The sequence below is a fragment of the Patulibacter minatonensis DSM 18081 genome, assembly GCF_000519325.1.
GTDB classification, from domain to species: Bacteria; Actinomycetota; Thermoleophilia; order Solirubrobacterales; family Solirubrobacteraceae; genus Patulibacter; species Patulibacter minatonensis.
The window spans coordinates 1,960,289-1,974,180 of sequence record NZ_KI912613.1 but is presented as its reverse complement, the minus strand read 5'-3'; the positions used below and the strand labels follow the sequence as shown (position 1 = coordinate 1,974,180).

Annotated in this window: 15 protein-coding genes; 9 read left to right on the top strand and 6 right to left on the bottom strand. The window is 73.9% G+C overall.

Going from position 1 to position 13,892, the window contains the following annotated elements; genetic code table 11:
* Positions 1 to 7: 7 nt before the first annotated feature.
* The gene (locus PATMI_RS28680) at positions 8 to 577 is read right to left on the bottom strand and encodes a hypothetical protein (protein ID WP_051471252.1); all 570 of its coding nucleotides are present in this window, start codon (positions 575 to 577) and stop codon (positions 8 to 10) included.
* 148 nt (positions 578 to 725) lie between these two features.
* Between PATMI_RS28680 and PATMI_RS0109070 the strand changes: the two genes are divergently transcribed.
* From PATMI_RS0109070 to PATMI_RS0109045, 5 genes are all read left to right on the top strand, one after another.
* Positions 726 to 1,346 (top strand): TetR/AcrR family transcriptional regulator, encoded by a 621-nt coding sequence (locus PATMI_RS0109070; protein ID WP_026910660.1) that lies wholly within the window; start codon positions 726 to 728, stop codon positions 1,344 to 1,346.
* A gap of 88 nt (positions 1,347 to 1,434) precedes the next feature.
* Complete coding sequence (locus PATMI_RS28675; protein ID WP_084269813.1) at positions 1,435 to 2,973, top strand: DHA2 family efflux MFS transporter permease subunit; 1,539 nt, start codon at positions 1,435 to 1,437, stop codon at positions 2,971 to 2,973.
* Positions 2,970 to 3,560 carry a MarR family winged helix-turn-helix transcriptional regulator gene (locus PATMI_RS34200; protein WP_051471251.1) on the top strand — a complete coding sequence of 197 codons (591 nt, stop codon included), beginning with the start codon at positions 2,970 to 2,972 and terminating at the stop codon, positions 3,558 to 3,560. The genes PATMI_RS28675 and PATMI_RS34200 overlap by 4 nt, the downstream gene beginning before the upstream one ends.
* Positions 3,561 to 4,120: 560 nt before the next feature.
* Positions 4,121 to 5,335: an acyl-CoA dehydrogenase family protein gene (locus PATMI_RS0109050; RefSeq protein ID WP_026910659.1), complete on the top strand. Its 1,215-nt coding sequence runs from the start codon at positions 4,121 to 4,123 to the stop codon at positions 5,333 to 5,335.
* Between the two features lies 1 nt (position 5,336).
* Positions 5,337 to 6,467, top strand: a complete 1,131-nt coding sequence (locus PATMI_RS0109045; protein ID WP_026910658.1) for an acyl-CoA dehydrogenase family protein — start codon at positions 5,337 to 5,339, stop codon at positions 6,465 to 6,467.
* 93 nt (positions 6,468 to 6,560) lie between these two features.
* On the opposite strand, the gene PATMI_RS34195 is transcribed toward PATMI_RS0109045, so the two are convergent.
* Positions 6,561 to 7,364, bottom strand: coding sequence for a DUF6882 domain-containing protein (locus PATMI_RS34195; protein WP_157260688.1), 804 nt, complete (start codon positions 7,362 to 7,364; stop codon positions 6,561 to 6,563).
* 89 nt (positions 7,365 to 7,453) lie between these two features.
* On the opposite strand from PATMI_RS34195, the gene PATMI_RS28655 reads away from it, so the two are divergent.
* Entirely contained in the window at positions 7,454 to 7,894 is a 441-nt protein-coding gene (locus PATMI_RS28655; protein WP_036725561.1) for a hypothetical protein, read from the top strand.
* A 46-nt stretch (positions 7,895 to 7,940) separates the two neighbouring features.
* On the top strand, positions 7,941 to 8,420 hold the full coding sequence (locus tag PATMI_RS0109030; protein ID WP_026910657.1) for a hypothetical protein: 480 nt from the start codon (positions 7,941 to 7,943) through the stop codon (positions 8,418 to 8,420).
* Here PATMI_RS0109030 and PATMI_RS0109025 read toward each other — a convergent pair.
* Both PATMI_RS0109025 and PATMI_RS0109020 read right to left on the bottom strand, forming a co-directional pair.
* Complete coding sequence (locus tag PATMI_RS0109025; RefSeq protein ID WP_026910656.1) at positions 8,407 to 8,946, bottom strand: hypothetical protein; 540 nt, start codon at positions 8,944 to 8,946, stop codon at positions 8,407 to 8,409. The two genes, PATMI_RS0109030 and PATMI_RS0109025, sit on opposite strands and share 14 nt — an antisense overlap.
* A 79-nt stretch (positions 8,947 to 9,025) precedes the next feature.
* Positions 9,026 to 9,877: a hypothetical protein gene (locus PATMI_RS0109020; RefSeq protein ID WP_026910655.1), complete on the bottom strand. Its 852-nt coding sequence runs from the start codon at positions 9,875 to 9,877 to the stop codon at positions 9,026 to 9,028.
* Positions 9,878 to 10,016: 139 nt separating this feature from the next.
* Here PATMI_RS0109020 and PATMI_RS0109015 point away from each other — a divergent pair, with 139 nt between their 5' ends.
* Positions 10,017 to 10,838 (top strand): crotonase/enoyl-CoA hydratase family protein, encoded by an 822-nt coding sequence (locus PATMI_RS0109015; RefSeq protein ID WP_026910654.1) that lies wholly within the window; start codon positions 10,017 to 10,019, stop codon positions 10,836 to 10,838.
* 46 nt (positions 10,839 to 10,884) lie between these two features.
* Here the strand turns inward: PATMI_RS0109015 and PATMI_RS0109010 are convergent, their stop codons facing one another.
* Complete coding sequence (locus tag PATMI_RS0109010) at positions 10,885 to 12,099, bottom strand: acyl-CoA dehydrogenase family protein (protein WP_026910653.1); 1,215 nt, start codon at positions 12,097 to 12,099, stop codon at positions 10,885 to 10,887.
* Between the two features lie 166 nt (positions 12,100 to 12,265).
* Between PATMI_RS0109010 and PATMI_RS0109005 the strand changes: the two genes are divergently transcribed.
* Positions 12,266 to 12,817 (top strand): hypothetical protein, encoded by a 552-nt coding sequence (locus PATMI_RS0109005; RefSeq protein ID WP_026910652.1) that lies wholly within the window; start codon positions 12,266 to 12,268, stop codon positions 12,815 to 12,817.
* Positions 12,818 to 12,841: 24 nt separating this feature from the next.
* On the opposite strand, the gene PATMI_RS0109000 is transcribed toward PATMI_RS0109005, so the two are convergent.
* Positions 12,842 to 13,861, bottom strand: coding sequence for an MBL fold metallo-hydrolase (locus PATMI_RS0109000; RefSeq protein ID WP_026910651.1), 1,020 nt, complete (start codon positions 13,859 to 13,861; stop codon positions 12,842 to 12,844).
* Positions 13,862 to 13,892: the final 31 nt, after the last annotated feature.

The window sequence follows — 13,892 nt, the reverse complement described above, 5'->3', positions numbered from 1 at the left end:
TCCGGGCCTACCGCGCCGACGTGCCGCGGGCGGTCCAGACGAGGTAGAGGACCGCCCCGGCGGCCATGTAGCCGCCGAGCGTGGCGAGGTCGGCATCGGTGCGCGACGACGCCGCGACGAACATCAGCCCGGCCACGGTCGACACGCCGCCGCTGACCATCATCGGCAGCTGCCGTCCGCGGGCACGGTCGCGGACCGCGACGCCGAGCTGCAGCGCACCCGAGACCGCCGCCCACGCACCGAACGCCGCCAGGGTCGCCCCGGCGTCGGACCCCAGGGCCGCGACGCCGACGGCCACCACCGCCACCGCGCTGATCGCGGCGTTGAGGCGCAGGACGCGGTCCCCCGCCCCTGCGCCGGCGCTCAGGAGCGACGCGACGACGTCGATCAGCGGGTAGGTCGCGAGGAGGACCGCGGCCGCCACCGGGACGTCGGAGTCGGTGCGCGGCGCCTCGCCGCCGACGGCGAGCACCACGGCGGCGGCCCACAGGAGGGCGAGGACGGCTCGTCCGACGGCGATCCGGCGGGGCGAGGACAGGGCGGGCGCCGGACGGCCGGCGGTGACGGGGATGGACATGCGTGGCTCTCGTGGTCGGATGCGGGGCGCGAAGATCGCGTCCCAGGAGGAAAGAGAACGATCGCTCTCTCTCTTGTGGACGGAAGCCAACCACGCCTCGACGATCGTGTCAAGAGCGATCGCTCTCTCTTGCGGGTAGGATGGCGTCATGTCCACCCCGCCCGAGCCCCGCCCTGCGAAGCGCTCCGAGGCCCGCGAGCGTCTGCTGGCCGCGGCATCGGGGCTCTTCTACGCCGAGGGGATCGGCAGCGTCGGCGTCAACCGGATCGTCACCGCCGGCCGGGTGACCCTCGCGACCTTCTACCGCCACTTCCCGACGAAGGAGGACCTCGTCGTCGCCTACCTCGACGGCGTGCACGACGCGATCGCCGCGGGCGCCGCGACCCTGGAGGACGATCACTGGGGCCGCGAGCTGGTCCGCGCCCTCGGCCGGGACGTCACCGCCCAGACCGCCCGACCCGGCTTCCGCGGCTGCGCGTTCGTGAACGCGGCATCCGAGTTCGAGGACCCCGGGAGCCCGGTGCGACGCGTCGTCGCCGAGCACCGCCGCTGGTACCTCGACCTCGTGCGGCGGGGCTTCGAGCAGGCCGGCCACCGACTCCCGGGCAACGCCGCCCGGCACTTCGTGATGCTCCGCGACGGCGCGATGACCGCCGGCTCCCTCGACGATCCGGACCTCGCTCGCCGGACGTTCGACCGGGGCGTCGAGGGCCTCCTGCGCTCCGTCGACCTCGAGCCCGCGGACCCGCGGGAGGACGACGACGCCTGACGCGTCGCGGCGAGCGTCTACGCGCCAAGTCATTTGCTTGCTAATCTTTCGGGAACGAAGTTTCGGCACCGAAGGATCAGGAGCACCGATGTCCACCACCGCCGCGAAGGCGCGCCCCGCGCCGATCGAGCCCCACGTCAAGAAGATCGCCGTCGTGATCGTGCTCGGCGCGATCATGTCCGTGCTCGACACGACGATCGTCAACGTCGCGCTCGACACGCTGTCGCGGGACCTGAACTCGCCGCTGAGCGACATCCAGTGGGTGGCCACGGGCTACCTGCTCTCGCTGGCGGCGGTGATCCCGATCACCGGCTGGGCGTCGACGCGGTTCGGTGCCAGGCGCCTCTACGTCGTCTCGCTGATCATCTTCACCGTGGGCTCGGCGCTCTGCGGGCTCGCGTGGTCGAGCGGGTCGCTGATCGCGTTCCGCGTGCTCCAGGGCATCGGCGGCGGCATGATCATGCCGGTCGGCCAGATGATCCTCGTCCGTGCCGCCGGACCGCAGAACCTCGCGCGGATCATGAGCTTCATCGGCGTGCCGATCGTCCTGGCGCCGGTCTTCGGGCCGACCATCGGCGGACTGCTGCTCGAGCACGTGAGCTGGGAGTCGATCTTCCTCGTCAACGTCCCGATCGGCGTCCTCGCCGTGTTCGCGACGATGCGCCTCCTGCCGAAGGACGAGGCGGCCCCGGAGGCCGCCGGCAAGCTCGACGCGATCGGCCTCGGCCTCGTCGCGGTCGGCGTCACCGCCGTCACCTACGGCCTGGCGGAGACCGCCACGAAGGACCTCGGCTCGGTCCACGTCGTGCTGCCGATCGTCCTCGGGCTCGTCCTCGTCGCGCTGTTCGTCGCGCGGGCGCTGCGGATCCCCAACCCGCTCCTGAACGTCCGGCTCTACGGCAACCGCGCGTTCGCCGCGGCGTCGCTGACGACGTTCGCGCTCGGCGCCGCGCTGTTCGGCGCGATGGTGATCATCCCGCTGTACTTCCAGCAGGTGCGCGGCCAGGGCGCGATCTCGACGGGCCTCCTCGTCGGCCCCCAGGGCGTCGGCGCGATGGTCGCGATGGGCCTCTCCGGTCGCCTCACGGAGCGCTTCGGCGCGGGCCGCCTGACCGTGATCGGCGTCTCGATCACGGCGCTGGCGACGGTCCCGTTCATGCTGCTGACCGAGAACACGTCGTACGGCCTGACGAGCGCCGCGATGGTCGTCCGCGGGCTCGGCGTCGGCCTCTCGATGATGCCCGCGATGACCGCGGCCTTCTCGGTCCTGAAGCCGTCGGAGATCAACCACGCGTCCCCGCAGCTGAACACGCTCCAGCGCGTCGGCGGCTCGATCGGCGTCGCGGTCCTGACGGTCGTCCTGCAGCGCAACACCGAGGACCTCGGCAGCCGGGCCGCCGACAAGGCGGCGCTGGCGGGGGCGTTCGGCGACGTCTACTGGTGGGTCATCGGCGTGACGATCGTCGCGCTGATCCCCGCGTTCATCCTCATGACGGTCGAGCGTCGGCGCAAGCGCGAGGCCGACGCCGCGGGCGACGGCCCCGGAGGCCCCGCCGCACCCGGGTCGGGCGACGACGACCCGCGGTCCGGAGACCGTGCCGCGGAGGCCCTGGAGGCGCTCGCGTGAGCACGACGAGCGCGGCGCCGTCCGGGGTCGGAGCGGCGGCGGGTGGAGCCGGAGCGGCGACGGGCGCCGTCGCGACGGGCCCGGACGACGCGGGGCCCGACGCGATCGGTGCCTCTCCGGCCGGCGATGCCCGCGCCGACACCGCCGCGGCCGACGTCGCCGACGCCGTCTGGTCGCTCCTCGGCGCGATCCGGCGCCTGAAGTCCCGCCGCGCGCACACCGGCGAGGGCCTCGGGACGGGCGAGCTCCGCGTCCTGGGGCAGCTCGGCACGTTCTGCGGGGCCGACGGCGCGAGCACGCCCGTCTCGATCGGCGAGCTCGGACGCTCCGCCGGCCTGAACCCGGCGTCGACGTCGGCGACGGTCGACCGCCTCGAGGCCGACGGCCTGGCGACCCGCGTCCGCGACACCGACGACCGCCGCGTCGTCCGCGTCGCCCTGACCCCGGAGGGCCGCGAGACCGTCGCCCGACGCGTCGCCGCATGGCAGGCGGAGTGGGCCGAGGACCTCGCGGAGCTGCCGGCCGAGGACCTGGCGGCCACGGCCCGCACCCTGGCGGCGATCGCCGCGCACCTCGACGCGCGCTGACGCGGGGCGGCCGCCGAGCCGGCGCGACTCGGGCTCGCGGCTCACGCCGGCCGGAGGTCACCAGTGGTCGGATGCCGACCATCCGTGACCCGCGACGGTGGGACCGTCCGACCGGAGGCCACCAGTGGTCGGATGCCGACCATCCGTGACCCGCGACGGTGGGACCGTCCGACCGGAGGTCACCAGTGGTCGGATACCGACCATCCGTGACCCGCGACGGTGGGACCGTCCGACCGACGGTCACCAGTGGTCGGATACCGACCACGATCGACCGCCGCAACCCCGAACCCTCCGCTTCCCGGGTCACGGGTCCGGTGTCCCGTCCGACCGGAGGTCGTCCTCGGTCGGCACGCCGACCGTGGAGGACCGCGCGCCCGACCGCACTGCACCCGGGTTCCGGCCACCCGAGATCCGGTGGGCCCCAGCCCCACCGGGCCGGACGCACCGCACAGAAAGCAAGAGGTGCCACTTCTCGCTTCGCGCGCTACCCTTGCGTTGACTGGCTGGTCGGCCAGTCGAGAACCCGGCGAGCGTCCCCCGCGGACGCGAAGGAGCACACGGTGGATCTGAACGACGACCCGCAGCAGGCGGCGTTCCGCGCGCAGGTGCGCGGATGGCTGGACGAGCACAAGGCCGAGGCGCCGATCGTGCTCGGCGAGGGCCAGATCGAGGACGAGCACGAGCGCATCGAGGCGTGGCGCGGCTGGCAGCGCAAGCTGGCCGAGGGCGGCCTCTGCGGCGTCACGTGGCCCGAGGAGTTCGGCGGCGCCGGCAAGGGCCCGATCGAGCAGGTCATCGTCAACCAGGAGCTCGCCCGCGCGAAGGTCCCGGGCGCCCTGGACTTCATCGGCCTGGGCATGATGGGCCCGGCGATCATCGTCCACGGCACCGAGGAGCAGAAGCGCCGCTACCTCGGCCCGATGCTCCACGGCGACGAGGTCTGCTGCCAGCTGTTCTCCGAGCCCGCCGCGGGCTCCGACCTGGCCGGCGTCACCGCCCGCGCGGTCGAGCAGGAGGACGGCTCGTTCAAGATCTCCGGCCAGAAGGTCTGGACCACCAACGCGCAGTTCTCCGCCTTCGGCGTGCTGCTCGCCCGCACCGACGCGGACGTGCCCAAGCACAAGGGCCTGACGATGTTCATCGTCCCGATGGACGCGCCGGGCATCACGATCCGCGGCCTGCGGCAGATCTCCGGCGAGGCCGAGTTCAACGAGGTCTTCCTCGACGACGTCCACGTCCCCGCGGACACGGTCCTCGGCCAGGTCGGGAACGGCTGGGGCACCGCCCTGACCGTCCTGATGTTCGAGCGGCTCTCGATCGGCACGACGTCGATCGGCTACTCCGCCGAGCGCTTCGCCGCCGGCGTGAAGTCCGCCCCCGGCGCGCAGGAGGACCCCGAGGTCCGCCAGCGCCTCGGCCACATCGGCACCGAGATGATCGCCTCGCGCTTCGCGGGCCATCGCCTGCTGTCCGACCTGGCCGGCGGCCAGCTGCCCGGGCCGGAGTTCGGCCTGGGCAAGGTCACGGTCGTGAAGTCCGCGATCGACGCGGGGGACCTGATCGCCGACGTCCTCGGTCCCGATGCGCTGGACGAGGGCTCCGAGTGGGGTTACATGATCTCGTTCCTGCCGGGCCTGAAGTCGGCCGGCGGCACCGAGGAGATCCTCCGCAACACCATCGGCGAGCGCGTGCTGGGCCTCCCGCCCGAGCCCCGGTCCGACAAGGGCGTCCCCTTCAGCGAACTGAAGGCCCGCGAGAACGAGAAGGTGGCCTGAGATGGACCTGTCGCTGACCGACGAGCAGGAGTTCCTGCGCGAGGCCGCCCGCGGTGCGCTGAAGCGCGTCGACACCGTCGCCGCCGCCCGCGAGGCGCTCGAGGACGAGAGCAAGCGCCCCGACCTGTGGAAGACGATCGTCGAGGCCGGCTGGACCGGCCTGTTGACGAGCGAGGACCAGGGCGGTGCCGGCCTCGGCCTGTACGACGCGATGCTCGTGGCGCAGGAGGCCGGCCGCGTGCTGGCCCCCGTGCCGCTCGTCTCGACGCTGCCCGCCGCGACGATCCTCGACGCGGCCGACGACCAGGCCGCCGAGGTCGTCGCCGGCGGCGAGACCCGCATCGCGTGGTTGCCCGCCGCGCCGCCGACCGACCAGGAGCCGCGCTGGACGAGCGACCCGCACCGCGGCGTCCTGCGGGCCGACCTGCCGACGGCGGAGCTCGACGGCGATGCCGCCACGCTGAACGGCACCGTCCACTGGGTCCCCGACGCCGCGCAGGCCGAGCAGCTGCTCGTCACCGCGAGCGGCCCCGAGGGCCCGGTCGCCGTGCTCGTCGACGCGACCGCCACCGGCGTGACCGTCGAGGGCCTCTGGCGCTACGACGCCACGCGCCCGCTCGGCCACGTGACGCTGAAGGACGTCCAGGGCCGCGTGGTCCAGGCCGACGAGACCGCCATCCGCCGCGCCTGGCAGGTCGCCCAGGGCCTCCTGGCCGCCGAGGCCGTCGGCACGGTCGACGCGCTGCTGCCGATCGCGATCGCCTACGCGAAGGAGCGCCACACGTTCGGGCGCGCCATCGGCTCGTACCAGGCGGTCAAGCACCAGCTCGTCGAGGTCCTGCGCCTCCTCGAGAACGCGAAGTCGCTCCTGATCTACGCGGCGTGGGCGTTCGAGAACGCTCCGGGCGAGCTCGCGCTGGCCACCGCCGCCGCGCGCTCCGGCGCCGAGCACGCGCTCGACGTCGCCACCCGGGTCCAGATCTCGGTGCACGGCGGCATCGGCGCGACGTGGGAGCACGACGCCCCGCTGTACTTCCGCCGGGCGCAGCTCTCGCGACGCCTGCTGGGCGGGGCGAGCGGCGCGACCGACCGCGTCGCCGGCGAGCTGATGGCCGGAGTCGTCCCGGCCTGAGGGTCACGGCCGTCCCCCGGCGACGTCCCACGGACGTCGACCGGGGACGGACGGCGCGCCGTCCGCGGCAGCCCGATCGACCCTGCCGCGCGGTCAGCGTCGCCGACGGAGCAGCCCGCGCCTGCGGGGCTCCGCCGGCGGCTGCGTGTCCGTCGCGGGCGGCGTGCCCGGCCCCACCGGCCCGCCCGCGTCGCCGGGACCGTCGGACGCCCCGGGGTCGTAGGGCTCCGCGCTGCGGGTCAGGGCCAGCGACGTGATCCGGCCGACGTCGTCGAGCCCGACGGTCGCCCCGCGATCTCCCCCGGCCGGCTCGAGGACGAGCGTGTCGCCCTCGTCCCGCAGACCGCCGCCGCGATGTCGTGCGTACGCCGCGAGCGCCCGCCGCCAGTCGCTGACGAGGCCCGAGGTCAGCGCCTGGTTCAGGACGGGCCCGAGCCGCGTCGGCTCGACGGTCGGCGGTGCCGTCGGGAGGTCGCTCTCGATGCCGAGCATCACCTGGGTGCCGCCGTCGGCCTCGACCGGCAGCCACGCCTGCAGGCCCGTGGCACCGACGGCCGCGACGCCGGCGCGCGTCGCGTCCCGGTCCGCGTCGAGCGGGACCTCCGGGTCCGCGAGCTCCGCGATCTCGTGCTCGCCGCCGAACGCCCGGACGCGCTCCGCCGTGGCGAGCACCGCCGCCGGGTAGCCGCCCGGGTTCGCCCAGCCCCAGAGCCACGTGCCCGGTCCGGGCGCCGCCGACCCGAGGAGACCGACCTGCAGCTCGAGGTCGTCCCCGATCACGACCGTCCCGGCCTGGAGGTCGACCGCGTAGCGCTGGTCGCCGAGGATGTCGGCGAAGACCATCTGGCGCTCGATCGCGGCGAGCGCGTGGTGGTCGACGAGCTCGCGGACGTCCATGCCGCGCCGGTACCCGTCCCGCGCGCGGCCGCGAACGCCCTTCACCGGACCGTCACGTGGCGACCGCGCCGGCGGCTAGCGTCCGCACCGTGGTGCACCCCGTCGCCAGGCTGCTCCTCGGATCGGGCACGCTCCGGCCCGACGCCCGGACGGCCCTGCAGGGCGAGGGGATCCTCCTGCTCGAGGAGGGCCTCCGCGGGCACGTGACGCGGCGCCACTGGCGCGCACCCGGCGAGCGCGCGACCTGGCGTCGCGACTGGATCCGCGCCGTGCTCGTCGTCACCCGCGGGCGGCTGGCCGTCCACGGCCGGCGCGGCCCGCTCGTCAACGTCCCGTGGGCCGACCCGCGCATGGCGTCGCTGACGATCACGGCCGATGGTCGCGGTCTCCTGATCGTGGCCGACGCCGGCCTGTTCCACCGCTCCCGCTCGGGCGGCTTCGAGGTCCTGGTCCGCCCGGCCGACCCCGTCCGTTCGCTGGAGCTCATCCTCCTCCAGGCCGGGATCCACGGCCACCGCGTCGGCGGCTGAGCGACGCGCGCGACACGGAGGGCCTCCGCGTGTACGGTGCACGTCGGTGTTGACCGTCCCGATCGCCCTCGACCCGACGCTCACGCACGGCGTCGTCCTCGCCGAGCGGGCCGTCGGCGGCACCGAGGAGAACAAGAGCTACCTCGTCGAGACCGACTGGGCCGCGGTCGCGCTGTGGATCGGCGCCCCGCTCCTGCTCGGCGTGCTGTTCGGCTGGATCGCTCGCCGGCAGATCTTCGGCGGGACGGTGACCGCGGTCGCGGCCGTCGGCTTCGCGATCACGTGGTTCATCGCCGCGCGCGACGACGACCTGCAGGGCGACACCTCGTTCGACCACCTCGCCGACGAGCTGCTGTCGCTCCTCATCTACGGCGGCCTGCTGCTCGCCTTCGGCCTGATCGGCCTCGTCGGGCTGGGAGCGATCGCCGGCGCGTTCCTGCGGACGGCGGCCACGGGTGAGCGGGACGACGACCCGTCGGACCCACCCTCCGACTCCCCGGCCGGTCCTCCCGTCAGGGACCGCTGACGTACGGCGCGTCGCAGCCCGTCGCCCGAGCGGCCCGTGACGTTCGGCGGTCCCGGTCGTTGTAGTTCGGCACGTCGTACGTCGTCATGCCGCCGCCCTTCGCCATGACCGCGACCCGGACCGTGCGCGGCGCGCCGCTCGGGAGGGCGGCGAGCGACCGGGCCTCGGGGACGCCGCGCAGCCGGAGCAGCACCTCGGTGCCGTAGCACCAGCCGTCGAGCGGCGAACGGCCGTTCGGCGTGAACCCGTGGTCGTCCCCCACGTCGAACGCGGCGAGCCGGTGCAGCGCAGCACCGGACGCCGGGCGGAACCCCGCGAGGACGACCCGCCCCCGCGTGTGGCCCAGGTGTCCGCCGCGGTCCAGCCCGGAGGTGGTGTGCCCGATGGGGATGCGGCGCCCGAACCGGAGGCGCATCCGGAGGTCGAGCTCGCCGCCGTCGACGCTCCCGACGACCAGCGGCGGCGCGAGCAGCGCCGGGCCGCGCGCGGCCCGGGCGCGCGACGCCGCCGACGACCGTGGCCGCACAGACGCACGAGATCATGGCCCGACACGCGGCGGTCATGGCCCCATCATGACCCGCCGCCCGCGGGTGGATTCCACCCGCCTAGTAGCGGTCCATGATCTGCTGCGTCTTCAGCGAGTCCTGCGCCAGGAACCAGCCCTTCGACTGGAGGTAGGCCTGGAGGGCGTCGTGGTCGGCCGAGGCGGTCGCGCGGCTGGTCGTCTTGAACGACGCTTCGACGAGGTACTCGGTGCCGGTGCCCGAGGCGGCCTTGATCGGCCAGACCTCGATGTCGAGCTCGCGGCCCTTCCACGTGCCGACCGAGCGCTTCGCGAGGACGGGGCCGAAGATCCGCGACGAGGCGAGCTCGCCGGTGCCCCAGCCGTTGCCGAGCCAGTCGTCGAACTGGTCCGGCGCGTTCGAGATCAGCATGCTGCGCGAGTCGCTCTGGTTCGGCAGGTCCATGCCGCTGTAGCCGGACCTCGTCGCGGACTTCTTGCGGCTGATCGAGAGGGTCTGCTTCTGGTACCCCCACTCGATCTGCGCGTCGTAGGTCGTGTCGTTCGCGTCGAGGCCGTCGGCGTTGGCGTCGGACAGCGCCCCGTCGATGCCGCCCGCCCCGACCGGGTAGCGCTTCTTGTACGTCAGCTCGAAGCCGCTCTCGCCCTCGGTCTTCCGGATCCGCGGGCTCCAGCCGGCGTCGTAGATGTCCTTCGCGGAGGTGTCGAGGAACTGCACGTTCATCTTCGTCACGGTCGACGGCGCGCCGAACGCGGACAGCACCGCGGGCGTCGGCTTGTTGTCGCTGCCGAGCGTCGTCGCGGGGTTCATCAGCAGCTTGACCTCGTAGTCCGGGGTCATGTTCGCGGCGGCGCCGGCGCCCGCGGGGAGCAGGGCGATCGCGGAGACCGCCGCGGTGACGGTGGCGGACAGGAGGGTGGTGGTGCGGGGCATCGGGGCTCTCGGTCGAGGGGAACGGCCGCCGACGGTAGGGGCGTACGCGCACGTCGATGTCACGAGCCGGTGACCCCCGAACCTGACGGTCCCGTCACCGCGATGGCACGACGCGCGCGGAAGCGCGACGATGCACGGCATGAGCAACGACCGGGTGACCGTGACGATCGAGGACCACGTCGCCGACGTGCGCCTGAACCGCGCCGACAAGCACAACGGCCTCGACGTGGCCATGTTCCAGGGCCTGCACGAGGCGGCGGTCCGCCTGCGCGGCGAGGACGACGTGCGCGCCGTCGTGCTGTCCGGCGAGGGGAAGAGCTTCTGCGCCGGCCTCGACGTGCAGGACGCCGTCCAGAACGGGGCGATCGCCAACGCCGCGAAGCTCGAGGAGCGCCTCGACGGCGAGCTGTCGAACATCTACCAGTCGGTCGCGTACTCCTGGCGGACCGTGCCGGTGCCCGTGATCTGCGCGATCCACGGCAACTGCTTCGGCGGCGGGCTCCAGATCGCCCTGGGCGCCGACATCCGGATCGCGACGCCGGAGTCGAAGCTCTCGATCATGGAGATCAAGTGGGGCCTCGTGCCCGACATGGGCCTCATGGTCACGCTACCGCCGCTGGCCCGCCAGGACGTCGTCAAGGAGCTGACGTTCACCGGGCGGATCTTCAGCGGCGAGGAGGCCGTCGGCTACGGCGTCGTCACGCGCACCGACGCCGACCCGCTCGCCGCCGCGAAGGCCCTGGCCGCGGAGATCGCCGGCAAGTCGCCCGACGCCATCCGCTTCGGCAAGCGCCTGCTGCAGGACGCCTGGGAGGGCGACGACGCCACGCGGCTGCTGCTGGAGTCGAAGCTCCAGCGCCCGCTGATCGGCTCGCCCAACCAGATCGCCGCGTCGACCGCCGCGATGACGCAGCAGCCCGGCGAGTACGGCCCGCTGCTGCCGGTGCCCGAGGGCGCCTGACGCGCGAACGCCGGCGGCGGCGCCGGCGCCGCCGCCCGGGCGGCGATCAGAAGTAGGCGTTCGCGGGGAACGCCGCGCCGTTGACGACGTTGTCGCCGACCGCCGACGCCTTGAGGAACGTCGGGTTGTGCGTCGAGATCGTGCGGACGTTGCGCCAGTGGCGGTCGAGGTTGCGGACCGCCTGCGTGGCCGACGCGCCGCCGACGTCGAAGAGCTTCGCCGCGGTCGACGGGGCGAAGCGGTCGACGGCGATCTTCGCCTCGGCCGCGGCGAGCTGCGCGGCCTCGGCGGCCTCCTCCGTCGGGGCGCCGTCGACGATCGAGTCGTAGGCGCCCTGGATCCGGTCGGCCGCCGCGAGGACGATCGCCTCGGTCGCGAAGACGTCGGCCGAGATCTCGCCGACCACCTGCAGCACCTGACGGTCGTCGCTCGCGGCCTGCGGCGTGGTCGCGTGGCTGAAGTTGCGCTTCCGGTTCCGGGTCAGCAGGGCCGCGTCGTTGCGCACGCTGCGCAGCACCCCGGCGGTCACGGCCTGGAGGTAGAGCTGGAGGAACGCGCCGTGGTAGCTCGGGGGCAGCGGGCCGTCGGGCTCGCCGATGTCGAAATACTCGTCGTCGGCGACGTGGACGTCCGTGAGGCGCGTCGTGCCCGTCCCGGTCAGGCGCTGGCCGAAGCCGTCCCAGTCGTCCTCGATCGTCACGCCGTCGCGGTCGATCGGGACGACGGCCCCGGCGATCCGGCCCCCGGGTGCCGCGGCCCAGATCTGCGTGTAGTCGGCGTAGAGCGTGCCGGTCGAGTAGTACTTCTCGCCGTTCAGGCGGTGGCCGCCGGCAGGGTCGGGCGTGAACGCGGTGTCGAAGTAGAGGCCGGTCGGGTGGCGGCTCTGCTCGCTGAAGCCATTGCCGACGAGCGCGTCGGACGCCACGAACGCGAGACCGCGGGCCCGGGCCTCCGGGTCCGCCACGGCGAGCTGCTGCTCGACGAACCAGAAGTGCGCCCGCAGGACGTGCGCGACGTTCGAGTCGGCCTCGGCCAGCGCGATCACGGTCTCGAAGAGCTCGCGGACCGACGCGCCCGCGCCGCCGTTCTCCACCGGGAGCCGCAGGCGGCCGAGACCGGCCTCCTTGATCCAGCCGATCTGCTCGAACGGCCGCGTGAGGTCGCGCTCGCGCTGCTCCGTGCCCTCGGCGATGCGGGCCAGCAGCGCGGCGAGCTCGGGGGAGCCCGGGCGGACGGCGGGCGTGACGGTGGTCTGGGTCATGTCGATCCTCGGCGGGAGAAGGGCGAGCGGGGTGGCGAGGTGCGTCGTCCCGCCACCCCGCACACAGAAAAGCACAAAGTTGATCCGATTTTCTAAGTTTCTCCTCTGCGGTCCCGGACCGGTCCCGGCCGCGGGCGACGGGACGCCCCGGCGGTACGGTGCCGCCATGCGTTCAGCCCGCCGCCTCGTCGCCACCGCCTCCACCGCCGCGATCGCGGTCGCCGGCTGGGCGGTCGTCAGCCCCGCCGGGCCCGCCGGCGCGGCGGCGACCCCGACGACGCTCGGCACCACCGCCGTCGGGCCGCTGAAGCTCGGGATGTCGCGCTCGGCCGCGGTGAAGACCGGCTGGCTGTCGAACCGCGGGACGGGCTGCCCGCTCGGCGGCAAGCCCTACCCGATCACCTACGCGCTCAAGGGCTCCAAGGCCCCGTCCGGGCTCCGCGGGACGGTCGAGTTCGTCGGCGGCAAGCTCAACGTCATGACCTTCACCAAGGGCGTCCGGACGACGACGGGCGTGACGGTCGGCACGACGACGAGCGCGATGGTCGCGAAGTCGAAGGCGGCGGGGTTCAAGGCGAAGCTCGAGCCCTCGGAGACCTTCGGCGGCACGTTCGTGCACGTCACGAAGGGCGGCGACGACGTCCTCGCCGGCTTCGCGGAGGGGTCGGGGAAGCGCGTCGGGCAGCTCGGGATCCCGACGATCCCCGTCTGCGACTGATCGCTGACCGGGTCGCCCGCGCCCTCAGGCGACCCGGAAGCGCAGGACGCCGTCCTGCTCCTCGCCGACGATCCGGCCGGCGCCCTCCAGCAGCTCGAGGTGCCCGATGACCTCCGACATCACGAGGTGGACCTGCACGAACGCGGTGCGGCCCCAGATGACCCGGCCGACGTCGAACGCCGTCGCGTGCCCCGCCGCGACCTCGCCGACGATCCGGTCCAGGCGCTTCTCCCGGGACGCGACGCGCCGCTCGATCAGCTCCCGGTGGTCGGTCACGGGCGGGCCGTGCCCGGCGAGGACGAGGTCGACGTCCATAGCGTGCGTCAGGTCGAGCGACGCCGCATAGTCGCGCAGGGGGGTCAGGCGCTCCGTGGGGTCGGCCCCGGCCTCGTCCGTCCCGAGCGGCTCGGAGAGCACCGCGTTGGAGGACACCTGCGCCAGGAGGTGGTCGCCCGCGACGAGCGTGCGCGCGGCGCGGTCGTGGAAGACGGTGTCGCTCGTCGAGTGCCCGGGCCGGTGGTGGACCTGCCACTCGCGGTCGTCGAACCGCAGGACGCCGCCCTCCGCGAGCTCGTGGTCGACGGCCACCGACTCGGCGTACCCGCGGACGAGCGTGTCGGCCGCGCGCGCACCCAGCGCGACCTCCGGCGGGAGCCCGTGGCGGATCAGGCGCTTCTCGATGAACCGCATCTCCGCGGTCGCCCGGGCGGCGTAATCGCCGAGCCAGCCGGCGATGCCGCCGAACGCGTGCACCTCGGCGCCCGAGCGCCGCACGAGCTGCCCCGCGAGGCCGAAGTGGTCGACGTGGTGGTGGGTCAGGACGATCCGCTCGAGGTCCTCCACGCGATGCCCCCGGGCGCCGAGCTCGCGCTCCAGCGTCTCCAGCGCCAGGGCGGTCGCCGGACCGGTGTCGACGAGGGTCAGCGGCCCCTCCACGACGTACACGTTCACCGGGCCGACGCCGAAGGGCGTCGGGACCTCGAACGTGACGATCCCGTCGGGGAGCTGCACGGCGGGGGCTGGCTGGTCGGCGGCGGTGCTCATGCTCGCGACCGACGGTACAAGGCCCCCACCC